The 24,238-nt window shown below is 74.3% G+C and carries 25 protein-coding genes; 10 read left to right on the forward strand and 15 right to left on the reverse strand.

All coding sequences use genetic code 11. The annotated features are described in order from the left end of the window. Positions 1–33 precede the first annotated feature (33 nt). Positions 34–417: a hypothetical protein gene (locus IO33_RS0130720; protein ID WP_031170961.1), complete on the forward strand. Its 384-nt coding sequence runs from the start codon at positions 34–36 to the stop codon at positions 415–417. Next, complete coding sequence (locus tag IO33_RS0130725; RefSeq protein WP_031170962.1) at positions 414–692, forward strand: DUF4031 domain-containing protein; 279 nt, start codon at positions 414–416, stop codon at positions 690–692. The genes IO33_RS0130720 and IO33_RS0130725 overlap by 4 nt, the downstream gene beginning before the upstream one ends. On the opposite strand, the gene IO33_RS0130730 is transcribed toward IO33_RS0130725, so the two are convergent. Further along, positions 674–1,717, reverse strand: a complete 1,044-nt coding sequence (locus IO33_RS0130730; protein WP_107069417.1) for a GNAT family N-acetyltransferase — start codon at positions 1,715–1,717, stop codon at positions 674–676. The genes IO33_RS0130725 and IO33_RS0130730 overlap by 19 nt on opposite strands. A 50-nt stretch (positions 1,718–1,767) precedes the next feature. Continuing rightward, positions 1,768–2,412 carry an HD domain-containing protein gene (locus IO33_RS0130735; protein ID WP_031170967.1) on the reverse strand — a complete coding sequence of 215 codons (645 nt, stop codon included), beginning with the start codon at positions 2,410–2,412 and terminating at the stop codon, positions 1,768–1,770. Positions 2,413–2,549: 137 nt separating this feature from the next. Between IO33_RS0130735 and IO33_RS0130740 the strand changes: the two genes are divergently transcribed. Beyond that, complete coding sequence (locus tag IO33_RS0130740; protein ID WP_051927072.1) at positions 2,550–3,284, forward strand: copper homeostasis protein CutC; 735 nt, start codon at positions 2,550–2,552, stop codon at positions 3,282–3,284. Here the strand turns inward: IO33_RS0130740 and IO33_RS53610 are convergent. From IO33_RS53610 to IO33_RS49640, 6 genes are all read right to left on the reverse strand, one after another. Then, complete coding sequence (locus IO33_RS53610) at positions 3,262–3,960, reverse strand: hypothetical protein (protein WP_209438941.1); 699 nt, start codon at positions 3,958–3,960, stop codon at positions 3,262–3,264. The two genes, IO33_RS0130740 and IO33_RS53610, sit on opposite strands and share 23 nt — an antisense overlap. A 49-nt stretch (positions 3,961–4,009) precedes the next feature. After that, the gene (locus tag IO33_RS0130750) at positions 4,010–6,061 is read right to left on the reverse strand and encodes a HelD family protein (protein WP_031170973.1); all 2,052 of its coding nucleotides are present in this window, start codon (positions 6,059–6,061) and stop codon (positions 4,010–4,012) included. Positions 6,062–6,257: 196 nt separating this feature from the next. Continuing rightward, positions 6,258–6,686, reverse strand: coding sequence for a lasso peptide biosynthesis B2 protein (locus tag IO33_RS0130755; RefSeq protein WP_031170975.1), 429 nt, complete (start codon positions 6,684–6,686; stop codon positions 6,258–6,260). Beyond that, positions 6,683–6,937, reverse strand: a complete 255-nt coding sequence (locus IO33_RS0130760) for a lasso peptide biosynthesis PqqD family chaperone (RefSeq protein ID WP_031170977.1) — start codon at positions 6,935–6,937, stop codon at positions 6,683–6,685. The genes IO33_RS0130755 and IO33_RS0130760 overlap by 4 nt, the downstream gene beginning before the upstream one ends. 26 nt (positions 6,938–6,963) lie before the next feature. Beyond that, on the reverse strand, positions 6,964–8,811 hold the full coding sequence (locus IO33_RS0130765; protein ID WP_031170979.1) for a lasso peptide isopeptide bond-forming cyclase: 1,848 nt from the start codon (positions 8,809–8,811) through the stop codon (positions 6,964–6,966). Between the two features lie 35 nt (positions 8,812–8,846). Beyond that, a complete protein-coding gene (locus IO33_RS49640) occupies positions 8,847–8,957 on the reverse strand; it encodes a keywimysin-related RiPP (protein ID WP_107069418.1) in 111 nt (36 codons plus the stop codon). A gap of 434 nt (positions 8,958–9,391) precedes the next feature. Between IO33_RS49640 and IO33_RS0130775 the strand changes: the two genes are divergently transcribed. Together IO33_RS0130775 and IO33_RS0130780 are read left to right on the forward strand one after the other, a co-directional pair. Further along, positions 9,392–9,574, forward strand: coding sequence for a hypothetical protein (locus IO33_RS0130775; RefSeq protein ID WP_031170981.1), 183 nt, complete (start codon positions 9,392–9,394; stop codon positions 9,572–9,574). Between the two features lie 30 nt (positions 9,575–9,604). After that, a complete protein-coding gene (locus IO33_RS0130780; protein WP_051927074.1) occupies positions 9,605–10,732 on the forward strand; it encodes a glycosyltransferase 87 family protein in 1,128 nt (375 codons plus the stop codon). Here IO33_RS0130780 and IO33_RS0130785 read toward each other — a convergent pair. Continuing rightward, the gene (locus tag IO33_RS0130785; RefSeq protein WP_031170985.1) at positions 10,684–12,333 is read right to left on the reverse strand and encodes a DNA repair helicase XPB; all 1,650 of its coding nucleotides are present in this window, start codon (positions 12,331–12,333) and stop codon (positions 10,684–10,686) included. The two genes, IO33_RS0130780 and IO33_RS0130785, sit on opposite strands and share 49 nt — an antisense overlap. A 62-nt stretch (positions 12,334–12,395) precedes the next feature. Beyond that, positions 12,396–15,068: a helicase-associated domain-containing protein gene (locus tag IO33_RS0130790; RefSeq protein WP_031170987.1), complete on the reverse strand. Its 2,673-nt coding sequence runs from the start codon at positions 15,066–15,068 to the stop codon at positions 12,396–12,398. 128 nt (positions 15,069–15,196) lie between these two features. Here IO33_RS0130790 and IO33_RS0130795 point away from each other — a divergent pair, with 128 nt between their 5' ends. Together IO33_RS0130795 and IO33_RS0130800 are read left to right on the forward strand one after the other, a co-directional pair. Beyond that, positions 15,197–16,264: a hypothetical protein gene (locus tag IO33_RS0130795; protein ID WP_031170990.1), complete on the forward strand. Its 1,068-nt coding sequence runs from the start codon at positions 15,197–15,199 to the stop codon at positions 16,262–16,264. Positions 16,265–16,379: 115 nt separating this feature from the next. After that, on the forward strand, positions 16,380–17,024 hold the full coding sequence (locus tag IO33_RS0130800; protein ID WP_031170992.1) for an HAD family hydrolase: 645 nt from the start codon (positions 16,380–16,382) through the stop codon (positions 17,022–17,024). Here the strand turns inward: IO33_RS0130800 and IO33_RS0130805 are convergent. Then, positions 16,982–17,251 carry a hypothetical protein gene (locus IO33_RS0130805; protein ID WP_031170995.1) on the reverse strand — a complete coding sequence of 90 codons (270 nt, stop codon included), beginning with the start codon at positions 17,249–17,251 and terminating at the stop codon, positions 16,982–16,984. The two genes, IO33_RS0130800 and IO33_RS0130805, sit on opposite strands and share 43 nt — an antisense overlap. Before the next feature lie 170 nt (positions 17,252–17,421). On the opposite strand from IO33_RS0130805, the gene IO33_RS53615 reads away from it, so the two are divergent. Continuing rightward, complete coding sequence (locus IO33_RS53615) at positions 17,422–17,805, forward strand: cold-shock protein (protein WP_031170997.1); 384 nt, start codon at positions 17,422–17,424, stop codon at positions 17,803–17,805. Positions 17,806–17,834: 29 nt separating this feature from the next. On the opposite strand, the gene IO33_RS0130815 is transcribed toward IO33_RS53615, so the two are convergent. The 4 genes from IO33_RS0130815 to IO33_RS0130830 form a co-directional block, all read right to left on the reverse strand. Then, positions 17,835–18,695, reverse strand: coding sequence for a 1,4-dihydroxy-6-naphtoate synthase (locus IO33_RS0130815; protein WP_031170999.1), 861 nt, complete (start codon positions 18,693–18,695; stop codon positions 17,835–17,837). Next, the gene (locus tag IO33_RS0130820) at positions 18,676–19,431 is read right to left on the reverse strand and encodes a futalosine hydrolase (protein WP_280921851.1); all 756 of its coding nucleotides are present in this window, start codon (positions 19,429–19,431) and stop codon (positions 18,676–18,678) included. Before IO33_RS0130820 ends, IO33_RS0130815 begins: the two co-directional genes overlap by 20 nt. Then, complete coding sequence (locus IO33_RS0130825; RefSeq protein ID WP_031171003.1) at positions 19,404–19,877, reverse strand: hypothetical protein; 474 nt, start codon at positions 19,875–19,877, stop codon at positions 19,404–19,406. Before IO33_RS0130825 ends, IO33_RS0130820 begins: the two co-directional genes overlap by 28 nt. Positions 19,878–20,023: 146 nt before the next feature. Beyond that, positions 20,024–21,427 (reverse strand): MFS transporter, encoded by a 1,404-nt coding sequence (locus IO33_RS0130830; RefSeq protein ID WP_031171005.1) that lies wholly within the window; start codon positions 21,425–21,427, stop codon positions 20,024–20,026. Positions 21,428–21,816: 389 nt separating this feature from the next. On the opposite strand from IO33_RS0130830, the gene IO33_RS0130835 reads away from it, so the two are divergent. Beyond that, a complete protein-coding gene (locus IO33_RS0130835) occupies positions 21,817–22,743 on the forward strand; it encodes a DUF3027 domain-containing protein (protein WP_031171008.1) in 927 nt (308 codons plus the stop codon). A 269-nt stretch (positions 22,744–23,012) separates the two neighbouring features. After that, a partial coding sequence (locus IO33_RS0130840; protein WP_031171010.1) for a sacsin N-terminal ATP-binding-like domain-containing protein occupies positions 23,013–24,238 on the forward strand: 1,226 nt, incomplete at its 3' end.

Consider the following 24,238-nt stretch of genomic DNA (forward strand, 5'->3'; position numbering starts at 1 on the left):
ATGTCGTGGTCAAGAGTGCGCACAATGGGTTTCATGGAACCCCTCAGCCCCCTTGAGCAGGCCCTGCATGCCGCGCGCGCCCTCGTGCTCGCCGACCTCGTCGCGGGTGACGTCGCGGAGGCGGACGTGGTCTCGCTGGTCGAGGACTCCGTCGCGGAGCGGCGCTGGTGGGTCGAGCAGTGGCCGGACGGCGCGGCCTACGTCGCCGGGCTGGTCGCACAGGACGTCCAGGACGCGCTGCTGGAGCGCTACGGCCGCTGGCCGCTGTGCCCGGTGTGCGGCTCCGGCGATCCGCACGCCCTGGACGTGGAGCCCGAACTGGGCCCCGACCCGCACTGGGTGTGCGCCAAGGTGGGCGTCAGGGTCGCGCCGGTGGGCTCGCTGGGGGCGGCCACGGGCGGGATGGCCTCGTCGTGACGCTGTACATCGACCCACCCGCCTGGCCCGGCCACGGCCGCATGTGGTCGCACCTGGTCAGCGATGTGTCGTACGACGAACTGCATCTGTTCGCCGAGCGGTTGGGCGTGCCCCGGCGGGCCTTCGAGCGCGACCACTACGACCTTCCGTCGCACCGGTACGCGGACGCGGTGGCCGCCGGGGCGGTGGAGACCAGCAGCCGCGACGTGGTGCGGCTGCTGCGCGAGTCGGGGCTGCGCCGGCGCAAGCGGTCCGCTCAGCCGCGCAGTTCGTAGGTGACGAGCTTGTCGTCCTCGGCGACCAGCCGGAACCCGGCGCGGGTCACCACCGCCCGGGAGGGTGCGTTGTCCAGGTCGATCTTCGCGATGAGCGTCCGCACGTCGTCGCGCGCCAGCGCCCACTGCGACAGGGCCCGCAGGGCCTCGGTGGCGTACCCCTGGCCCCGCGCGGCCTCGGCGAGGTCGTAGCCGATCTCCACGCAGCCCTCCTCGTCGGGGGCGCCGTGGAAGCCCATGCCGCCGACCGCGCGGCCGTCCTGTGCGCGGACCAGGACGAAGACGTTGAACTCGGGCCGGTGCACACCGGCCTCGTACGCCTTGAGCTGCATTCCGGCGGCGTCGCGGGTGCCCTGGTACGGGCCGCCCTCGATCCACGCGAAGCCGCCGTCGCCGCCGAGGTGCAGATCCTGGGCGGCGGCCGGGCGGAGACCGGTGAGGGTGAGGCGCCCGGCCGGGATGACGAGGTTGTTGGACCAGCGCCACCCGGTGACCGGGGCGCGGCCGGGCAGCTCGCCGCGGCCGGTGGCCCACAGCAGGGTCGGCCAGGGGGCGGGGCCCGGCTGGACGTGCGGGAAGAGGCAGGCCAGCAGGGAGACGACGAGCTCGGCCGGCGGCTCGTAGGGGATGCCGAGGCCCTCGGCCATGTCGTGCGTGTGCAGCAGCACCTCGGCGACGCCCATCGCCGCGAAGCCCTCCGCGTCGGCGCTGCGGAAGGGGTAGGGGTGGAAGCCGCGGGCCTGGGCCGGGGCGGTGCGGACGGCGGCGGTGAGCAGCGCGCCGGTCGTCTCGATGACGTGCAGCAGGCCCGCGTTGCCGGTGCCCTCGTCCAGCTTCAGCTCGAAGGGGACGTAGTCGTCCTGCGCGCGCCCGGCCAGATTGGCGGCGTAGGCGATGAGGTCGTCGGCCACATGGACCGCGGTGGCATGGCAGTCCCACTCCAGCCGTCCGGCCCGCACGGCACTCCAGTCCCGCTCCAGCGCCGCGCGCAGCATCGCCGTGCAGCCCGCCACGGCCTCGGTCACATCGTCCCCGTTTATCGGTCGCATGGGCGAACCCTAGGGGCCCGGCTCCCTCAGGTCGACAGCATTTCCAGCTCACTGGAGAGGTTGTAGCGGGCGGTGGCCTCCCAGTGCTCCTGCCCGTACGGCGTGCGGAACAACGCGGGCAGGGCGAGGAGTTGGCGCAGGACCGCCGAACGCCCCTGGCGGAAGGCGTCGTTGGGCACGAAGTGGTACTCCTCGCGCACCTCGGCGGTGTAGGCGGCGTACGCCGACGGGGGCGCGGCCAGGATCGCGAGGTCGGCGTCGCACAGCACCTGGCCGTCGCGGTCGTCCTCGGCCGGGTCGTGCGTGACGGTGAGCCGGACCAGCCGGGCCACCTCGGCGGCCGTGTCCTGTGCGACCCCGGCCTCGGGGAGCGCGCGTTCGGCGAGGCGGGCGGAGCGCTCCTCGTTCGTCGACCGTTCCGGCAGATAGACGGCGTCGTGGAACCAGGCGGCCAGGCGTACGACGTCCGGGTCGTCCGCGTACGCCTCCAGGACGTCGACGTGGTCGAGGACCGCCGCCAGGTGTTCGACGGTGTGGTACCGGCGCTGCGGCTCCTGCCAGCGGCGCAGCAGGGCGTCGGCGTACCGGTACGGGTCCGGGTGGCAGGGGTCCTCCCGGGTCGCGAGCAGGGCCCGCACCCAGCGGGAACGCAGGTCGTCAAGGTCGGCCATGGCGCCATTCTCCCGCCCGGCGCCCCCGCCGCGGCCCCGGGGCCGGACATCTCCGGGTGAGGCGCGGCCCGGGCGGGTACGGAACCGGCGTAGTCTTGAATTGGACTAGACCTGTAGTCGCCGATGAATGGGGTGCCATGAGCAAGCGTGCAGTCCTGGAGGTGATCGCGCTCGACGTCGAGGACGCGGTCGCCGCCCAGGCCGGAGGCGCGGACCGCCTGGAGCTGGTCACCGACATGGCGGCCGACGGGCTCAGCCCCGCGCCCGCCACCGTCGCCGGGATCCGGGCCGCCGTCGACATCGACCTGCGCGTGATGCTCCGCCTCGCGGACGGGTTCGCGGCCGGTGACGTGGACCGTCTGGTCCGGGTCGCCCGCGACCTGCGCGAGGCCGGCGCCGACCAGTTCGTCCTGGGCTTCCTCGACGCCGGCGGCGGGGTCGACCTGGCCGCCGTCGAGCGGGTGGTCCGCGCGCTGGACGGCTGCGCGTGGACCTTCCACCGGGCGATCGACCGGGCCGCCGACCGCGACGCCCTGCGCAAGCAGCTCGCCGACCTGCCGGGCCTCGACACCTACCTCACCGCGGGCGCCGCCGGCGGTGTGGACGAGGGCTTGCCCACGCTGGCCGCGGAGGCGGCCCGGCGGGGCGAGCCGGGCTACGGTCAGCAGCTCCTGGTCGGGGGCGGCCTGCGCCTGGACCACGTCCCGCGGCTGCGGGCCGCCGGCATCGAGGCCTTCCACATCGGCGGGGCGGCGCGGCCCTCCGGGTGGCAGGGGCCGGTCTCCGCGGCGGCCGTGGCCGAGTGGCGGAGGGCCCTGGACGGGAGGTGGCCGTCCCCGCCGGTTGCGGTTATCGCGCCGCCATCCCGATGAACACGAGCAGCAGGAACGAGGTGAACCCGAGGAGCGGGACGAGGCCCACTATCCCCATCGGACGGGCGAACACCGAGCGGCCCGGGTCCAGTCCGGGGCCCTGGGGGGCGACCGGCGCGGGGAGCTTGCGGATCTTGGCCAGGGCGAAGAGGTTGATCAGCAGGGTGATGGGCGTGATCATCATCGACGCCGGACCCCACCAGCCCTGCGCCATGGTGTCCGACTGCATCTTCCGGAAGACCGCGAGCGCGCAGGAGCGGCAGAAGGTGCCGCGCCGCCGCAGCTGCCGCATGATGATCAGCATGCCCTGGTGGCCGCGGACCGTCACCTCCGTCGCGGGCGCCGCGCCGCACACCTCGCACCCGGCGCCGGCGGCGGGCGGGTACGCGCCGGGGGCCTGCTGGTACCCGGCCTGCCCGTAGCCACCTGGCGCCTGCGGGTAGGGCGCCTGCCCGTGGCCGTCCGGCGCCTGCGGGTAGCCGCCCGGCGCCTGCCCGTACGGCCCGGAAGGCTGCGGGTGGCCCACCGGCGCCTGCTGGTACGCCCCCGGCGCCTGCTCGTAGCCCACCGGGGCCTGCTGGTAGGGCCCGGGGCTTTGCGGGTACGCCCCGGGAGCCTGCTGGTAGGCCCCGGGGTTGTGCTGGTAGGCCGGGTGCGGAGGCGGTGGAGTGCTCAAGGGAGGCCCTTCCATGGGGACGTGACGGAACGGCCGACACCCTAGGCCGTCAGGCCAACTGGGCCGGTACCGGGGCCGAGTGCGTCACGATCAGACCCGACACCGCACGCGTCAGCGCCACGTACAGGCGCCGCAGACCGGTGCGTTCGTCCGGCTCGCCGTCCACCACCGCCTGCGGCTCGTCCAGGACCACGTAGTCGTACTCCAGACCCTTGGCCAGGGACGCCGGGACCAGGGTGAGGCGGGCCTCCTCGGTGGTCTCCTCGCCGGGGGCCAGGTACGGGATCCCCGCCGCCGTCAGCGCCTCGGCCAGCACCGGGATGCGGGCGTCGGCGGCGATCAGGCCCGTCGAGCCCTCGTTGCGCAGCAACTGCCCGCAGGCCGCGACCACTTCCGCCGTCTCCGCGACCGTACGGACCTCGAAGAAACCGGGGTTCTCGCGGACCGAGGCCACCGGAGTGAGGCCGGGAGCGATGTGCGGCAGCAGGCGGGAGGCGTAGGTGATGACGTCCGTGGGCACGCGGAAGCCGGCCGTCAGCTCCTCGATGACCCCCTCGCGCTTGCCGAGGTGCGCCAGCGCCTCGTCCCAGCTGCGGGTCGCCCACGGCGTCGTGCCCTGCGCCAGGTCGCCCAGCACGGTCGCGCTGCCGGTGGTGCAGCGGCGGCCGACGGCCCGGTACTGCATGGGGGAGAGGTCCTGCGCCTCGTCGAGCACCACATGGCCGAGCGAGTGCGTGCGCTGGATCAGGTCCGCCGCCTCGTCGATCAGCACCGCGTCCGCCGCCGACCACTTCGCCGACTTCACACTGCGCACCGCCCTGGCCCACAGGATCGTCTTCTGCTCGTCCTCGTCCAGCACCCCGGCGGCGTGCTCGGCGAGGAAGTCCGCGTCGGTCAGCAGCCGCAGCACGAGCTTGGCCGGGTCGACGGCCGGCCAGATCTCCTTCACGGCCGCCTTCACCGCGCTGTTGCGGGCCACGGCGTCCTGCACCCGGTCGTCCGGCGCCTCCCCGGACCGCTCCATCTGCACCAGCACCGCGTGCGCGATCCGCTGCGGCAGGGCCTCGCGGGCCGCGCCGTACCGGATGTCCCGCCCGCGCAACTCCTGGACGATGTCCTCCAGTTCGTACGCGGGCAGCCGCCAGCGCCGGGAGCCGCGCACCACCACGACCGCCTCCGTCGGCATGGTCACGTGGGAGTACAGGGCGCGGCGCAGCACCTCGGCCATCCGGGCGTCGCCCTTGAGCACGGCCGCGGCCGCTTCGTCCGTGCCGCGCACCTCCACCTGGGCCACCAGGTCGTCCACGGTGGCCTGCTGCACCGCCAACTCACCCAGGGCGGGGAGCACCTGCTCGATGTAGTGGAGGAAGGAGCGGTTCGGGCCGATGACGAGGGTGCCGGTGCGGGCGAGGCGCTCACGGTGGGCGTAGAGGAGGTAGGCGACCCGGTGCAGGCCGACGGCGGTCTTCCCGGTGCCCGGGCCGCCCTGGACGCAGACCGTGCCGGACAGGCCGGAGCGGACGATCTCGTCCTGCTCGGGCTGGATGGTGGCGACGATGTCCCGCATCGGGCCGACGCGCGGCCGTTCGATCTCCTGCTGGAGCAGCTTGCTGGTGGTCGCCGTCTCGGCCGGGTCGGAGAGGTGCTCGTCCTCGTACGCGGTCAGGTCGCCGCCGGTGTAGCCGAAGCGGCGGCGCAGCCCGATGTCCATCGCGTCCTTCTTGGACGCGCGGTAGAACGGCTGCGACACCGGGGCACGCCAGTCGATGACCATGGGGTCGCCGTCGGCGTCGTGCACGTGCCGCCGCCCGATGTAGAACCGCTCGCCCTCCGCGCCCTCGGCCTGGTCCGCGCCCGGAGCGTGCAGAAAGTCCAGCCGTCCGAAGAACAGCGGGGTGTCGCTGAGGTCGGCCAGGGCCTTGATCCGCTCGTCGATCTGGCGGGACAGCACTTCGGCGTTGACCCAGTTCGCGGTGACGTCGCGGATGTCCAGCGACTCCACGTCCTCGCGCATGGCGCGCAGCGCGGCGCGGGACGCGGCGAGGTGGGAACGCTCTCGGCCGAGCGGATCGTCGAGTGGGTCGGCGGCGGGCGTGGACAAGGGGGTGCCTCCGGATCTCCGTCTGGGGTGACTGTCGTCCTGCGGGACGGTCGTCTTCCGACTTCGGGCCGCCCGGTTTCCGTCCGGGCGGCGGCGCTCCGCGAGAGGGAGGCGGGCAAGAGCGGAGATTTTAGAGGAGGCCTCAGGGGGACGGCTAACGAATTACGAGCAGGCCCTCAGGGGGAGGGCCGGTGAATCAGCGGGCCGGATCCGGGCCGACGGCCATCAGGCGGGCGAAGTAGCCGTCGGGTGCGTCCTCGCCGACCGGCCGGCCCTCGGCCTCGATCCAGGCGTGCGCGGTGAACGGGGGCACGACGCGGACGCCCGTGCACCAGGTCGGCCAGGTGCCGCCGAGACGGCACAGCAGCGCGGCCCCCAGGGAGCGGGGCAGGCAGCCCCGGGGTCCGGCGCAGCGCAGGCTGACCGCGCACACGGCGTCGCGGGCGCGCAGGGCCTGTGCCGCGGTGGCGGGGGCGGCGCCGCGGCACAGCAGGCCGAGGGCCGTGCGGATGTGGCGTGGCGGCAGCAGCGAGAGGACGACGGCCGGCAGGAGGACCACGCGGGCGGCGAGCCGGCGGCCGAGGGGAACCCCGTACGGCCGCTCCAGGGCGCTGGGCGTGCTCATCGGACCAGCCCGCCGGCGCGCAGCTGCTCCACCAGGGCGCCGACGTCGGCACGCGCGCGGTCGGGGTCGACGTCGAACGCCTCCGCGACCGCCGCCGTCGCGGCCGCTTCGTCACCGCCCGCCATGAGCGTGTCGACCACTACGGTCGCGGTGGGGTTCAGTTCCCAGTACTCGCCGGAGCGCTGGTCGAGGAGCACGGTGCCGTAGTCGGTCTTCGCGGTGCAGACATCGGCACCGAACCGCAATGCCATGGGGTCTTCCCTTCGGTGTGCCCGGTTCACTTCGGTAGGTCGTGCGGGGTCCGGCCGAGCGCGCGCAGCCACACCTCGACCGCGATGGTCGAGTACAGGACGCCCTGACGCAGGTGCCGGGTGGCGGGGCGTTCCGCCAGGCGGCGCAGCACGTCACCGTGGACCAGCCCCAGCCGTTCCAGCCATGAGTCCTCCCACAGCGCCCTGAGGTCGCCGCGGTGCTCGCGCAGCCCGTCCGCCGCGTCCCGCGCGGCGGTGGCCTTGTCGGTCCGGCGCAGGCACTCCTCGGGCACGATCCCGCGCATGGCCGCGGTCAGGAGCGGCTTGTACTGCCAGGGCGAGACGCGTTCGTCGGGACGGACGGCGAGAGCGGCCTCGATGACCCGGTCGTCGAGGAACGGCGAGGCCATGGGCAGCCCGCAGCGGGCCGCCATGTGGTCCCACTGCCGGATGATCCGGGTGCAGTTGCGGATCTGTTCCAGGTCGGCGTGCAGTCCCCGGTCCGGGTGCAGGGGCCGGGCCCGCCGGGCCGCCGTGCGCAGCTCCGTACGGGCCAGGTGCTCCGCCTGCGGGGTCACCCACTCGAACAGGCGCGGGCTCATGCCCCAGCCGAGGCTGGTGGCGACCGTCGGCTCCAGCGGGTCGCGCAGCCGGTGCTCCGTGTCCGCCAGCCAGGTGCCGTAGGGCCGGGAGTCGGCCAGGGTGCCCAGCAGCGGGCCGAGCGGCCACTGCCATAGCGCCCGGAAGCCGCGCAGCTGCCGCAGCGCGAACAGCGGGCGGCGCCGCGCCAGCCGGTGGTAGTACGCCTCGGAGCACCAGGCCACGTGGTCGCCGCCGATGCCGGTCAGATGGACCCGGCTGCCGCGTTCGGCCATGGCGGGCAGGTGGTGCAGGACCCGTGCGCGGTCCATGACGCCGATGCTGGGCTCGTCCAGTACGTCGTCGATGGCGAGCAGCCCGTCGTAGACGAGAGGGGAGGCCTCGGCGTCCCAGATGACGTGCTCGACGTCCGGCAGGTCGGCGGCGGCCCGCTTCGCCCAGTGCAGGTCGGTGTCGGCGGGGTCGCGGCCGGGCCAGGTGGAGGCGACGACGCGGGCCGGTGAGCGGTCGGCGAGGAAGCAGACGGAGGTGGAGTCGAGGCCGCCGGACAGGTCGCAGCTGACCGTGCCGCCGTGCCGGGTGCGGGCGCGGACGGCCTCGGCCAGGGCCTCGCGGACCCGGAGGGCGCCCGTGCGCAGTGGGACGACCGGTTCCGGGGGCGTCCACCAGCGGCTGTGACGTGCGCCCTGGCCGTCCGGCGCGAGGACCAGCGCCTCGTGCGGGGGCACGGCGGTCACCTGGGGCCACAGCGGTTCGTCGAGCAAGGGGTGCGGGACGGGCCACATCAGCCGTACGGCCAGGCGTTCCGGGGCCGGTTCGACGCCGAGCGCGGCGGCCAGGACGTCCGCCCGCGTCGCGGCCACCCGGGTGCCGTGCACCGGGGCGTGGAAGACCAGCCGGAGACCGGAGGCCGTGCCCTGCATCCGGATCCGTCCGTCGAGGGCGGCCACGAGGTGGCAGCTGCCGGGCAGCTCGCGGGCCCACGCGTCCAGTGCGGCGAGGTCGCGCAGCGAGCGGGCGACCCGTTCCAGTTCGGTGCGGTCGACGGGGACGCAGCCGACGAGGGCGAGGGCGGCGGGGCCGACACGGGCGCTGACGATCTCCTCGTCGTGCCAGTGGCCCACGAGCCAGGGCCGGCCCGAGGCGTGATCGAGGCTGCGGGTGCCGGGGCGGGCGAAGGAGCGGGCCACGGCGGCCGCGTCCGCGCGGTCGGCGAAGACCGCGAAGTGCGCGTCGCCGTGGCCCGTCCCCGCACGTGTGTGCAGATCAGTCATGACGTCGGGTCAGAGACGTTCGCTCGCCGTCCTGTTCAGTTCTTGCTGAAGATGAGCCGGTCGTTGCCGTGCCGCTGCAGGAGTCCGGTCTCCTTGCGGAAGGAGCCGAGCCGGACGAGCGTCGGTGCTTCGTAGGCCTTCTTCATGACTTGTTCTCCTCATGGTGTGTCGCTCCGCCCCCGAGGGCGGCCTGACACCACCTAGCCGGGGAGTCGAGCGGTCCGACAAGATGCAAGAGAACAGTCGGATTGTCGGAATATTCTGTTCGTTCAGGGTTTGTTCGAGCTCTGAACGGAAGCCCGTCCGGCGGCCGGCCGCGCCCCGCAGGTGCCGCCGGCGTGTGCCGGAGGAACGTTTTCACGTGCGCCGCGCCGCGCCGGCAGGCCCGGACCGGGACCGGCGCGGAAGGGGCCCGCAAGGGCGCACTCCGGGTCCGGGCCGTGATTCCGCATGCGGACCCCTAGGGGGCGAGGCCGCCCGGCGTAGGGGGAGCACTCCGCCCAGGGAGGTACGCGAAGCACGGCGAGATTGGCTCCGCAGACCGATGCCGACCACGCGGTGCGAGAGCGACCATGGGGACATGAGCGCAGCAACCATCCATCCAGCCCCCGCCCGCCCGCCGGCCGGCGCCACAGCCGTGGACGGCCCGCACCACCACCTCCTCGGCAACGCCCTGCGCGCCATCAAGGTCTTCGCGGAGGCCGCGTTCAGCGTGGTCATCCTCGGCGAGTACGGCGAGGAAGCGGGCATACACCGCAAGTAACCCCCTAGGGTCGCATCCGTGGGGAAACGGATGCCGACACTCCTGCTCGCGACCTCCCTGACCGTCTTCGTCACCCTGAGCGTCCTGCGGCACGCACCCATGGCCGACCTGCTGGTCTACCGGGCCCAGGGCGAAGCCGTCGTCCACGGCACCGACCTGTACGGCTTCACCGTCACCCGGTGGCGGCTCCCCGCGACCTACCCGCCCTTCGCGGCGATCCTGTTCGTCCCCGCCACCTGGCTCCCCCTCCCGGCCCTGAAGGCGGCCGCCCTCACGGGCAACGCGCTCCTGCTCGCGACCCTGGCCGCCCTGTCGGCCCGCCTCGCCGGCGCCGCGGCCCCCGCACCCCTGCTTCAGACGGCCCTCGCACTGTCCCTCTGGCTCGAACCGGTCTTCCAGACCGTCCTGTTCGGCCAGATCAACCTCGCCGTCGCCTGCCTGGTGCTCGGCGACCTCACCAGACCCCCGGGCGCCCGGGGCAAGGGCGTCGCCCTGGGCATCGCGGCCGGCATCAAGCTCACCCCGGCGGTGTTCGTGCCGTACCTGTTCCTCAGGGGCCGGGACCGGGAGGCGGCGACGGCGACGGCTGCCTTCGCCGGCACCGTCCTGCTCGGCGCACTGCTGCTCCCGGCCGCGAGCGCCGACTTCTGGACCCGGCGGCTGTTCGAGACCGACCGGATCGGCAAGGCGTGGATCGTGGACAACCAGTCCCTGCGGGGCCTGATCGCGAGGGCGCTCGGCACCCCGGCACCGGGCCCCGCCTGGCTGCTGCCCGCAATCGCCGTCGGCGCGGCCGGACTGTGCCTGGCGGCGCGCGCCCGCGAGGAACGCCACGGCGTCCTGCTCGCGGCGTTCACGGCCCTGCTGGTCTCACCGATCAGCTGGTCCCACCACTGGGTGTGGTGCGTCCCGCTGCTCGCGGTCCTCGTCGCCGAGGGCCGCGTGCGCCTGGCGGCCCTGACCGTCACGGTCTTCACCGCCCGCACCCTGTGGCTGGTCCCCCACGAGGGCGACCGCGACCTGCACCTGCCCTGGTGGCAACAGCCACTGGCCTCGCCGTACCCCCTGCTGGGGCTGGCGCTGATCGCGGCGGCGGCGCTCCCGGCGGGTCAGCCGGTGCCCTCCGCCAGGATCTCGTCGGCGTCGACGATCCGGTAGGCGTAGCCCTGCTCGGCCAGGAAACGCTGGCGGTGGGCGGCGAAGTCCTGGTCGATGGTGTCGCGGGCGACGACCGAGTAGAAGTGCGCCTGGTGGCCGTCGGCCTTCGGGCGCAGCACCCGGCCGAGCCGCTGCGCCTCCTCCTGGCGCGAGCCGAAGGTGCCGGACACCTGGATGGCGACGGTGGCCTCGGGCAGGTCGATGGAGAAGTTGGCGACCTTGGAGACGACCAGCACGCTGATCTCGCCCTCACGGAAGGCGTCGAAGAGCTTCTCGCGCTGGGCGTTGGAGGTCTCGCCCTTGATGACGGGCGCGTTCAAGTGCTCGCCGAGCTCGTCGAGTTGGTCGATGTACTGCCCGATGACGAGGATCTGCTGGCCGGCGAACCGGCGGACGATCGCCTCCGTCACCCGCCGCTTGGTGTCGGTGGTGGCACAGAAGCGGTACTTCTCCTCCGTCTCGGCCGTCGCGTACGCCAGCCGCTCGGAGTCCGTCAGGTTCACCCGCACCTCGACGCAGTCGGCCGGCGCGATGTACCCCTGCGCCTCGATCTCCTTCCAGGGCGCGTCGAACCGCTTCGGACCGATGAGCGAGAACACGTCCGACTCCCGGCCGTCCTCGCGCACGAGGGTCGCCGTCAGGCCGAGCCGCCGCCGCGCCTGCAGATCGGCGGTGAACTTGAAGACAGGAGCCGGCAGCAGATGCACCTCGTCGTAGACGATCAGCCCCCAGTCCCGGGAGTCGAACAGCTCCAGGTGCGGATAGACACCCTTCCGCCGGGTCGTGAGCACCTGGTAGGTGGCGATGGTGACCGGCCGGATCTCCTTGCGTGTCCCGCTGTACTCACCGATCTCGTCCTCGGTCAGCGAGGTCCGCTTCACCAGCTCGTGCTTCCACTGCCGGGCGGAGACGGTGTTCGTGACGAGGATGAGGGTGGTCGACTTCGCCTGCGCCATGGACCCGGCACCGACCAGCGTCTTGCCCGCGCCGCAGGGCAGCACCACGACCCCGCTCCCGCCGTGCCAGAAGTTCTCCACGGCCTGCTTCTGGTACGGCCGCAGGGCCCAGCCCTCCTCCAGCAGCTCGATCGGATGCGCCTCGCCGTCGACGTACCCGGCGAGGTCCTCGGCCGGCCAGCCCAGCTTCAGCAGCATCTGCTTGATCTGCCCGCGCTCGGACGGGTGCACCACGACGGTGTCCGGGTCGATCCGCGCCCCGACCAGCGGGGCGATCCGCTTGGACTTCAGCACCTCCTCCAGCACCGGCCGGTCGGTGGTGCTCAGCACGAGCCCGTGCGCGGGGTGCTTGCTGAGCGTGAGCCGTCCGTACCGGTCCATGGTCTCGGCGATGTCCACGAGCAGCGCGTGCGGCACCGGATACCGGCTGTACTGCACCAGCGCGTCCACGACCTGCTCGGCGTCGTGCCCGGCGGCACGCGCGTTCCACAGCCCGAGCGGGGTGACCCGGTAGGTGTGGATGTGCTCGGGCGCCCGCTCCAGCTCGGCGAAGGGCGCGATGGCCCGGCGACAGTCGTCGGCCCGCTCGTGGTCGACCTCCAGGAGCAGGGTCTTGTCGGACTGGACGATCAGTGGACCATTCACGCGCGGTACACCCTTTCCCTACGGCCAAACGTCCAGTGTGCCGCATCGGCCGCTGGACCGGGTCAGTCCTCCGCCAGCTCCGCCACCCCCGTGATCCGGTGCAGCGGATAGGTGCGGACCTCGTCCGCCGTGTGGTCGTACGCCGTGACGAAGCCGCCCTCGACGCGGACGGGGGCGATCACGCGCTGGCTGGCGGTGCCCTCGGCGTTGACGTAACCGATCCACAGCGAGTCGCCGGTCAGGACGGCGGCCTGCATCGTGGCCAGGGTCTCGGCGGAGGAGGTGCGGGGCAGCTCGCCACCCGCCAGGGGGCCGCCACCGGACCCGCCGACCGGCTTGCGCGGGGTGGTGGCGGCCAGGTCACCCGCGCGGATCGCGCGGATCGCCGCCGTGAGCAGCGTGGCGTCGGGCGCCGGCGGGCCGTCCGGGACGGGCTCGGGGGCGGTGCGCGGCGGGGTCCGGTGGGCGTGCGCACGGGCGATCAGCACGTCCCCCTCGGCGGACTCCGCGGCCGGTGCGTACCCCATCGCCCGCAGGCCCTCCAGCAGGGTCGCCGGATCGCAGGGGGCGGCCAGCACGGTCGGGGCCAGGCGGCGCAGGCGCAGGGCCGCGGCGCGCCGGTCGGCCAGGATCTCGTTCAGCAGGGTGTCGTCGTCGCAGCGGACGTACGCCGACGCCGCCCCGACCCGGAGGTGACCGTGCTTGCGGGCCACGTCGTCGATCAGATAGGCGAGCGGCTGCGGGACCGGGGTGCGGGAGTGCCCGGCGAGGAACGCGTGCAGGTCGGCGGCGCTGCGACCGGCGTCCAGAGCGCGTCGTACCGAGGCCGGGGTGAAGCGGTACACGGTCGCGCCGCCCTTGGACTCGACGTCCGCGAGCACCCCCAGCACCTCGGCGAGCGGACGCTGCAGCGGGCCGGGCGCCACCGCCGTCAGATCGGCCTGGAGCAGGACGTGGTCCAGCGGTTCGGGCAGGAGCGGGGCGAGGAGGCGGGCGGCGGCGGCCGTCGCCGCCGACTGCTCCGCCGGCGAGAGAGGGGTGGGCGCCGCGGCCGGCCGGTGGTGATGGTGGACGGGCAGCTTGTCACCCGGGCCGAGCGGCCCGGTGGCCCCGGCCGACGCGGCGGAGCCGCCGGCGTCGGCGGACCTGGACGAGCCGGCGGCCGCGCGGGCGCCCGCGGCGGAGGTGCCCGGCAGCGCGCCGGTGGCGGCTGAGGCGGAGGTGCCGCGCGTGCCCGTCCCCGCCGCGGTGGTGCCCAGCAGGGCCCGGCCGTGCGCGGACAGCGCGGCCCGCCCGGTGACGCCCAGCAGCTCGGCCTCGGACAGGGTCCAGCGGGCCAGCCGGGAACGCAGGTCCTCGTCGTCGTCCCGCTGCCGGGGTCCGCGCAGCGGCCGTTCCCAGCGCAGCCGGGCCAGCACCGAGTCGGTGTCCGGAGCCGCGCCCGCCGGCAGCCCGGCCAGCAGGGTCAGCACCCGGTGCCGTACCTCGGGCGCGGCCGAGCGGTCCAGGCCGGGGCCGAGCGCGGCGAGCGCGCGGTCCTTCGCGTCCCGGCCGCCGACCACCCCAGGCGTCCGGGTGGCCGCCAGCCAGGCCTCGGCGAGCTGGGCCCAGCGCTCGGCGGGGGGCCGCTCCAGCCACTCGTCGTAGGCGGGCGTGGCCGCGTACCGCTCGTCGGCCTCGCCGTCGGAGGCGATCAGCCCCGCCGCGTACGCCAGCTCCACCCAGAACGCGGCGACCGGCTCGGACACGTCCAGGGCGACGGCGGTCCGCTTCAGGTCACGGACGCTCAGGCCCCCGGCCCGCAGCACGGCCGGGCCGCCCTCGTCCCAGTCCTTCAGCAGCTCCTCGACGGTGGCGAGGGCGGTGTACGCCTGCCCGGCCGCCGTCGCGTCCACCACCTGGGGAGCGTGGGTGGCGGCCGGTTCCACGGCGGGCGGCAGCGGCTCGGGGGTGCGGTGGGCGTGGCCCTGGCGCAGATGAAGGGCCACCTCGCGGGGCAGCACGACCGTGCCGGGAGCGGCCGGCAGCAGCAGACCGCGGTCGAGCAGCCAGCGCAGATGCGCGGCCGGGTCCGCGGTGACCTGCCCGTAGGGCGGTCCCCACACCAGCCGCGCCAGCACCTCGCGGGCCGCCTCCGGGGCGCCGGCGAGCAGCGCGGCCATCTTCTTCCGGTCGGCGAACAGCGCGGTGAGCGCGGTCAGGGCGGACACCGAGTCATGCGTCGAGGGCAGCCCGGCGGCCGCGACGATCTCCTGGATGCGGCCCGGCGACATGCCCGAGGCGGCCTCCAGCACGGTCGGGCCGAGACCGGTCGGGGAGGGGTGCTGCGGGGAGGGGGCGAGCAGCTCGCGGGCGGTCCGCACCAGCCGCAGCCGCTCGTCGTCACCCCACACCAGCGCCTGCTCGCGCAGGGTGGCCAGGGCGGGCGGCAGCGCGACGGCGACCGTGGCGTCCCCGGCGTCCCCGGCCATCAGCCCGAGCAGCACGTCGTACGACGCCGGGTCCGGGGCCACGGCCAGCGCCTCCGCCGTCTGCAGCGCGAACCGGTCCAGCCGCTCCAGCGCGCGCAGCACCGAGGCGCGGGTACCGGCCCGGGTGGCCAGCTGGGTGAGGTCGGTGGGCACGGGCGTGATGAGGTCGGGGCGGCTGCGCAGCAGCGCGGCCAGGGAGAAGTCGTCCCACGCGCGGAGCGACTCCGCGAGGGAACGGGGGGCTGGGTGGGCCGCTTGGCTCATCTGACCCACGGTAGCGGTTGCCGTCGTCGGGGGCTGCGCCCGCGCACCGCGGGGAACGGTTCGCCGTCACGACTCTGCGCTACCGTCCTCACGGGGTTTCATCACCGTCACCCCGGAGGGGTTTTCCGTTGGGGATCGAGAGCGACCAGGTCGTCTACGAGTACCTGAGCCGTGTCGGGGACATCGCTCAGCAGCGGCAGCTGTCGTCGGCCACGCGGATGCGGCTCGTGTCGGAGCTGCGCAACGAGATCGACCGGCACCGGGCCAGGGCGACGGTCGACAGTCCCGCCGCGGTCCGCCGCATCCTGGACCGGCTGGGCAGCCCGGACGAGGTCGTCGAGGCGGCGGGCGGCCCGTCCGGCGCGTTCGGAGCCCCGGGTGCCGGCCGGGTCTCGCAGCCGCCGTCCGCCGTGCCCGCCCAGCCGGCGCCGCGTGAGCGCAGACCGGGGCCCGCGGAGGAACGGCGCCGGGAGGAGGGCGGGGAACGGCGCAAGGGCCTGCGCCGGATCGTCCCGCGGCCCCGCCCCGCCGAGCCCGAGCCCCCCGCGGCACGGCCCGCCCCGTCACCGCCGCACCTGGCCGCCGCGCACGAGCTCGGGGACAGCGCCGTACAGCCCGACTGGTGGCGAGTGGGGGGCAGCCCCCTCGGGAGCCCCTTCGGCGGGCCCGGCGGGCCGGCCGCCGAGACCGACTCGGTGCCGGGGTTCGTCGGCGGGGTGGAGATCCCGGAGCTGCTCAGACGGCCGCCGGAGCCGGCGGAGGAGACGGCCGGTCCCGCCCCTCGGACGGCGGCGCCGGAACCGGAGGCCACCGAGGCCGAGCCCGCACCGCGCCGCAGACTGCTCCCGCGCCCCGCGGCCGGCTGGACCAACCCCCTCCTGCTGCTGGCCGCCGCCGCGCTGGTCACCGGCGCGGTCCTCGGCAACTGGTTCGCCCTGATCCTGGGCTGGGCGATCGCCTACGGCTCCCGGCGGCTGACCCCCGCGGAGACCAAGTGGGCCGTGATGGTGCTGCCGGGTGCGGCGGCCGGGGCCGGGCTGGTGTGGCTGTGGGGCAGGGTCAACGGCCGCTGGGGCGCCCCGATCGCCCAGGGCCACATGACCGACGCGCTCGCCCAGACCTGGCCGTGGGTGGTCCGGGGCGCGGCGGTCGCCTCGGCGCTGTACCTGGTCTGGCGCTCACAAAGGACCAGGTGAGCTGAGGTACGCGTCCGGGCCCGCTGTGGCTGGTCAGCCACCGACGACCCGCACCCGGCCAGGCGAGGGCTCCCGCGGCGCTGCCCGGGAAGGCACCCTCGACCGCGCTGACACAATGGCCGATATGATTCTCACCGTCGGCTTCGATCTCGACATGACCCTCATCGACTCCCGGCCGGGCATCCATGCGTGCTACCTGGCGCTGGCGGAGCGGACCGGGACATTCATCGACGCCGACCTGGCGGTGAGCCGGCTCGGTCCGCCGCTCGTGGCGGAGCTGGTCAACTGGTTCCCGGCCGAGCAGGTGCCCGCGATGGCGGAGCTGTACCGGGAGATGTACCCGTCGATCGCCATCGCCGCGACGCCCGCCATGGAGGGCGCCCGGGAGGCGATAGCCGCGGTCCGGGAGGCCGGCGGACGCACGATGGTGGTCACGGCGAAGTACGAGCCCAGCGCCAGGCTGCACCTGGCCCACCTGGGCATCGAGCCGGACGTGGTCGTGGGCGACCTGTGGGCCGAGCGGAAGGCGGAGGCGCTGTGCGAGCACGGCGCGGGCGTGTACGTCGGCGATCACGTCGGGGACGTGCGCGGGGCCCGTACGGCGCGGGCGCTGTCGGTCGCCGTGGCGACCGGACCCTGCACCACCGACGAGCTGCGCGCGGCCGGCGCGGACGTCGTCCTGGACGACCTGTCCGCCTTCCCGGCGTGGCTGGCCGGCTACCGGGAGGGTGAGGCCGAGGCCGAGGCGCCGCGCGCCTGACGCCGGCCGGCGGCGACCGACCGCAGGACGCCCGCGCCGGCCACGAGGAAACCGACGGCCATGAGCATGCTCAGACCGAACATGTACGTCGGAAAAGGTTTTGCGCCGAGGAACAGCGGGGTCACGGTGACCAGGGTGGCCAGGGCACCGATGAAGAAGACGATCGCACCGGCGCGGATCAGGCCGTCACCGGGCGCGGCGGAATTCGTTCGGGTTTTGTCACGCACCGGACCAGGGTAGTTCCCAGCGCGAGAGAACAACCGGGGGACGTCTTGTCACCCGCCCCGAGACCATTAGCCTTGGTAGCGGCGGGTCGTGGTGACCCGCTCTACTGCTATCAAGAGCACTTTCGAAGCAGTGGCAGTTTTCCCAACGAGCACGAGGACGAGGACAGACGGTGCCGACCGGGCGTGTCAAATGGTTCAACAGCGAGAAGGGCTTCGGCTTTCTCTCCCGCGACGACGGCGGTGACGTCTTCGTCCATTCCTCGGTTCTCCCCGCCGGAGTCGATGTACTCAAGCCGGGACAGCGCGTGGAGTTCGGCGTCGTCGCCGGTCAGCGCGGTGACCAGGCGCTGTCGGTGACCGTGCTGGAACCGGCGCCGTCGGTCGCCGCCGCCCAGCGCAAGAAGCCGGACGAACTGGCCTCCATCGTGCAGGACCTGACGACCCTCCTGGAGAACATCACGCCGATGCTGGAGAAGGGCCGCTACCCGGACAAGGCCTCCGGCAAGAAGATCGCCGGCCTGCTGCGCGCGGTCGCCGACCAGCTGGACGTGTAGGCACCCGTCAGGGGGAACGAGCGCACCCGTCAGGGAAAAGCGAGCGCATCCGGGCCGAGGGGCGGCACCAGCCCCTCGGCCGCCGCACGTGTGAGCAGGCCGCGGACCGCGGCGTAGCCGTCCTCGCCGAGGGCGGCGGTGAACTCGTTGACGTACAGGCCGATGTGCTGGTCCGCCACGGCCGGGTCCATCTCCTGGGCGTGGGCCATGACGTACGGCCGGGACGCCTCGGGGTCGTCCCAGGCGGCGCGGACGGAGGTGCGGATGGAGTCCGCGAGGCGCGTCAGCGTCTTCGCGCCCAGCGAGCGCTTCGCGACGATCGCGCCCAGCGGGATCGGCAGGCCGGTCGTGTGCTCCCAGTGCTCGCCCATGTCGGCCAGCTTGTGCAGCCCGTAGTTCTGGTACGTGAAGCGCGCCTCGTGGATGACCAGACCGGCGTCCACCTTGCCGTCCCGCACCGCCGGCATGATCTCGTGGAACGGCATGACGACGATCTCGCCGAGCCCGTCGCCGGGCAGGGTGTTCGCCGCCCACAGGCGGAAGAGCAGGTAGGCGGTCGACTTCTCGCTGGGCACCGCGACCGTACGGCCCCTCAGGTCGAAGTCCGGCTCCCGGGTGAGCACCAGCGGTCCGCAGCCCCGCCCCAGCGCACCGCCGCACGGCAGCAGCGCGTACTCGTCGAGGACGTACGGCAGGACGGCGTAGGACACCTTCAGCACGTCGAACTCGCCGCGCTCGGCCATGCCGTTGGTGACGTCGATGTCGGCGAAGGTCACGTCCAGCGCGGGGGCGCCGGGGACGCGGCCGTGGGCGAGCGCGTCGAAGACGAAGGTGTCGTTGGGGCAGGGCGAGTACGCGATCTGCAGCGGCTCAGCGGTCGTGTGCGTCATGTGGGTTCCAACTCTCCAGTGCGGGCGCGAGCTTCCCGAACGCCTCGGTGAGCGCGGTGAGGGCGTCGCCGATGCGCCAGGCGGCGCGGTCGCGCGGGCCGACCGGGTTGGAGACCGCGCGGATCTCCAGCGCCGGCAGCCCGTGCGCGGCGGCCGCCTCCGCCACCCCGAACCCCTCCATGCCCTCGGCGAGCGCGCCGGGGTGCCTTCCGCGCAGGGCGGCGGCCCGGGAGGCGGTGCCGGTGACGGTGGAGACGGTGAGGATCGTGCCGGTACGGGCGCCGGTCGCCTCGGACACGGCGCGTACGGCCGGCCCCGGCGGCCGGTGCGTGACGGTCCCGAAGCCCAGCTCGGTGACCGGGACGAAGCCGTCGGCGGTCTCGGCGCCCAGGTCGGCCACGGTGATCGCGTCGGCCACGACGAGCGAGCCGACGGGCGCCTCCGGCGCGAAGCCGCCGCCGATCCCGGCCGAGACGACCAGGTCGTACGGGGCGCCGTCGAGGGCGGCGGCGGTCAGGGCGGCGGCGGTGGAGGCGGCGGCTAGGGCCGGGCCCACCCCGGCGGCGAGCAGGTCCCAGCCGGCCGTGGTACGGCACAGGAGCGTGCTGGGGAGCCGCACCTCGGTCACGGGCCCGGGGAACGCCCGTGCCACCGCGTCCCGCTCGGCCGGGACCGCGGTGGTCACGAGGACCCGCGCGGAAGCCGTGATCAGGCCTTCTTCAGCTTGAACGTCCACATGCCCTGGTTGGACTTCTCGCCCATCCGGATCGTGACCGTGTTGGTGTCGCCCTGGGTGCCGTACTGCTGGTTGAAGAACGCGCTGCCCGGGATGGTGCGGTACGTCTTCTTGCTGACGTCGGTGAACTGCTGGCCGTTCACGAGGATGACCCAGCCGGCGTCCGCGATCTTCGGGTCGACCCCGAAGCGGACGGTCTGGTCCTGGTCGACCTTGATCGACTCGGCCTTGTCGACGTTCTTGACGCACTGCGCCAACGACTTGGCGTCCAGCGGCTTGCCGTCGTTGTAGCAGGTGGCCTCGGAGTTGACCGAGTCCTTGCCGACGGTGACCGTCGAGACGGGCGTCGGCTTGTCGCAGGCCGACAGGACGAGCAGTCCGGCGGAAACGGCGCCGGCGACGGCGACGGCGCGGCGGCGTCGCACAACGGATTGCAGCGTGGTCATGACCGAAGGCTATCGGGCGCCCCGAGCCCTTCGCCCACGCGGGGTGCGGCGTGCCCGGTTCGTTACGCCAGCCGGTCCTGCGGGTCCGGCACCGTGTCCGGTTCGTTATGCCGCTTCGCCGTGCCCGGACGGTGCGCCGGAGAAGGTCAGGTCACGCGGGACCGTGGGCGGCCGCCGTGCCGGGCCGAGGCGAGCAGCCCCTTCAGCGTGGCCAGCCAGCCCACGGCGACGAACACCGCGCCGATCAGCAGGCCGACGGTGCCGTCGAGCGGCAGCACGATGCCGACGGCGCCGCCGAACACCCACGCCATCTGCAGCAGCGTCTCCGAGCGGGCGAACGCCGAGGTGCGCACCAGCTCCGGCACGTCCCGCTGGATCAGCGCGTCCAGGGCCAGCTTGGCCAGCGCCTGGGCGAACCCGGCGACGGCGGCGAGGCAGGCCACCAGGAACGCCCCGAAGAACAGGGCGGCCACGATCGCCGTACCGAGCACCACCGCGACGACGGTCACGATGATCACCTCCGGGGCGCGTGACCTCAGCCAGGCCCCGACGGCCGTGCCCAGCGCGTTGCCCGCACCGGCGGCCACCCCGACGATCCCGAGCGAGACCGCCGCGCTCTCGCCGGTCAGCGGATGCTCGCGCAGCAGGAAGGCGAGGAAGAAGATCAGGAACCCGGACAGGCAGCGCAGGGCGGCGTTGGCGCCGAGCGCGTGGGTGACGGCGGGTCCCACGGTGCGCAGCCCCGGCCGTTTCGCCTGGTCCTTCTTGCGCGGGCCGTGCAGATGCCGTGCGTCGGCCGCGAGCAGCGCCACGTCCTCGCCCTTGGCCGAGTCCACCGTGGGCGGCAGCGAGAACGACAGGAGCGTTCCCGCGACGAAGATCACGAAGGCGCCGTAGAGCGGCCAGGGATCACCGACCCTGTGCAGGCCCGCCGCGATCGGCGCGGCGACGCCGGTGGCCAGCAGCCCGGCGAGGGTGACCCGCGAGTTGGCCTTCACCAGCGAGAACCGGGGCGGCATCAGCCGCGGTACGACGGCGCTGCGGACCACCCCGTACGCCTTCGACGCGACCAGCACGCCCAGCGCGGCGGGATACAGCTCCAGGCTGCCGCTCGCCACCGCCCCCGAGATGACCAGCGCCAGCAGGGCACGGGCCAGCATCGCCCCGGCCATCGCGGCGCGCCGCCCGTGCGGCAGCCGGTCGAGAAGGGGCCCGATGACCGGGGCGAGGACGGTGAAGGGCGCCATCGTGATGGCGAGGTACAGCGCGACCCGCCCGCGCGCCTCGGCGGTCGGCACGGAGAAGAACACCGTGGAGGCGAGCGCCACGGTGATCATGACATCGCCGGCGCCGTTCACCGCGTGCAGCTCGATCAGCTTGCCCAGCCCCGACTCGCCCGCGCCGTGCGCGTGCGTGGCCTTGCGGATGCCCCGCGCGGCACCGGTGACGGGGAAGTGCAGGGCACGCCCGACAGAGCGGACGGCGCCACCGACCCGGCTCGCGCCGCCACCCCGAACACCACGCCTGTCCGCGGTCGCCACGTGCTTCATAGTGCCCCGAGAAGGCGGCCGATAGTGCGGTACGGCGCGCACGGCGGCCAACCCCGCCGCTGATCCCGGCACTTCCGGGCCGACGGACCGGGACGGACCGGGCGGGTAACGCCGGTGGTCCGGGCGGGTAACGCCGGTGGTCCGGGGGGCGGGCCGGCCGGGGAGCGTCCCGGGAGCGGGGGTGGACGGGCGGGAAAACCTGCCGCGTAGCGGCGACGAATCCTGTTCGGTGTAGCGTGCGTATCTCAGCCATAACGCAGAATGGATGGCAGAGGTGCGCCCGAGCGCGCGGATGCATGACGTCGATGCGGTCCCCAGGTCCGCTCCGTCGGCAGGCCCGCCGGAGGCAGCCGCACTCGACGAGACGGCGTAGGAGAGAAGCGATACCTGTGAGCGCAGCGACAACGCGAAGCCGCACCCCCGACCGTCTGTGCGCCGAGGCGGTCGATCTCGCCCGCGCCGCCGCCGAGGAGGTCGCCGCGCCCGGCGTGGTCGGCGAGCACGCCGGCCTGGTGTCCGAGGGCGACCGTGTTGTCACGCATTTCTTCGAGTGCAAGGAACCGGGCTACCGCGGCTGGCGCTGGGCCGCGACCGTGGCCCGCGCCTCCCGCGCCAAGGTCGTCACGCTCGACGAGGTGGTCCTGCTCCCCGGCCCCGACGCCCTGCTCGCCCCGGAGTGGGTCCCGTGGAGCGAGCGCCTGCGCCCCGGCGACCTCGGCCCCGGCGATCTGCTCCCCACCGACCAGGAGGACCTGCGCCTGGAGCCGGGCTACTCCGGCGAGGAGGAGCCGCCGCCGAGCTCGGTGGTCTCCGCGGAGCTGGCCGAGCTGGCGGAGGCCGAGGACGCCGACGTCACCCCCGGCACCCCGGCCGCCCAGCCCACGACCCCGTCCCGGGGCTCGATCGCCGCCGTCGCCGAGGAACTGGGCATGCGCCGCGCCCGGGTGCTGTCCCGCTACGGCCTGCATGTCGCGGCCGACCGCTGGGAGGAGTCGTTCGGCCCGAAGACCGCGATGGCCCAGGCGGCCCCCGCCACCTGTGTGACCTGCGGCTTCCTGAACCCCATCGGCGGCTCCCTCGGACAGGCCTTCGGCGTCTGCGCCAACGAGTTCTCCCCGGCCGACGGCCGCGTGGTCTCCCTCGCCTACGGCTGCGGCGGCCACTCGGAGGCCGCGGTCATGCCCAAGCCCCCGCAGCCGGCGCTCCCGGTCATCGACGAGACCCGGGTGGACCCCTTCCCCCTGCGCCCCGCCCGCGACTCGGGCTCGGTCCCCGACACGAGCGACGAGGCCACAGCGGAACTCGGCCACTCCTAGGCCCCGGCCCGCCCGTCCCTCCCCGGAAGGAGGGACGGGCGGATCCGTTCCACCGGAAGGAGGGACGGGCCGATCCGTTCCACCACCTCCCGCCACGGCCTCCCGCTCCGCCCCCCCCGGGCCTCCCGGGCCCCGGCGACCGCCCGTGCCCCGGTGCCGGAGGGGGGCCTCGGCACGGATCCGCCCTCCGCCCCTCCTCGGCGCCCCGGAACCGGTACCGCACCCCGCGCTGTACCTTCGTCCTCACGTCGACGAGGAGAGTGGGGAACGTGAGCAGCAAGTACGTGCGGCCGGCGGTCGAAGGGGCCGATCCGTTCGGGACGGCCCGGCTGCGCCGTGGTGTTCTCGACGCCTGGGCCACCAGCCCCGCCCGGTTCCGCGAGGACGCCAACGCCGAGGAGGACCTGGTCCTGGGCGGCTACCGGGACCGGCTCGTGGTCGAGCTCGCGCAGAACGCCGCCGATGCCGCCGCCCGTGCCCGGACCCCCGGCCGGCTGCGGCTCACGCTCCGCGACGGCGTCCTCGTCGCCGCCAACTCCGGTGCCCCGCTGGACGCGGCCGGTGTCGAGTCGCTGTCCACGCTGCGGGCCTCCGCCAAGCGGGACGCCGAGGTCACGCAGGGTGCCGTCGGCCGGTTCGGGGTCGGGTTCGCCGCCGTGCTCGCGGTGACCGACGAACCCGCGCTCGTGGGCCGGCACGGCGGTGTCCGCTGGTCCCTCGCCGAAGCGCGGGAGCTGGCCGCCGGGACCGCCCGGCACAGTCCCGGACTCGGGGACGAGGTCCGGCGCCGGGACGGACACGTACCGCTGCTCCGGCTGCCCTTCGCCGCCGAGGGCACCGCTCCGGAGCCGTACGACACCGCCGTGATCCTGCCCCTGCGGGACGCGGCCGCCGGCGATCTCGCCGAGCGGCTGCTGAACGCCGTCGACGACGCGCTGCTCCTCGCCCTGCCGGGCCTGGAGGAGGTCGTGGTGGAGATCGGCGACGAGGCTCCGCGCGTGCTGCGCCGTCGTACCGAGGACGCCGTCACCGTCGTGGAGGACTCCCGGGAGGGCACCACACGGTGGCGTACCGCTTCCGCCCACGGGCCGCTCACCCCCGATCTGCTCGCCGACCGGCCCGTGGAGGAGCGCCTGCGCCCCCACTGGTCGGTGACCTGGGCGGTGCCCGAGGACGACCAGGGGCGTCCGGTACGCCCCCGGACGACCGCCGTCCTGCACGCGCCCACCCCCAGCGACGAACCCCTCGGCGTACCCGCCCTCCTCATCGCCTCCTTCCCCCTCGACACCACCCGCCGGCACACGGCTCCCGGTCCCCTCACCGACTTCCTGGTGCAGCGCGCGGCCGACGCCTACGCCGAACTGCTCGCCGACTGGCGCCCGGTGACGGAGGGGATCATCGACCTCGTGCCCGGGCCGCTCGGCAAGGGTGAGCTGGACGGGGCGCTGCGGCAGGCGGTCCTGCAGCGGCTGCCGCGGACGGCGTTTCTCCCGCC

It is taken from the genome of Streptomyces durhamensis (genome assembly GCF_000725475.1).
GTDB lineage: Bacteria > Actinomycetota > Actinomycetes > Streptomycetales > Streptomycetaceae > Streptomyces > Streptomyces filipinensis.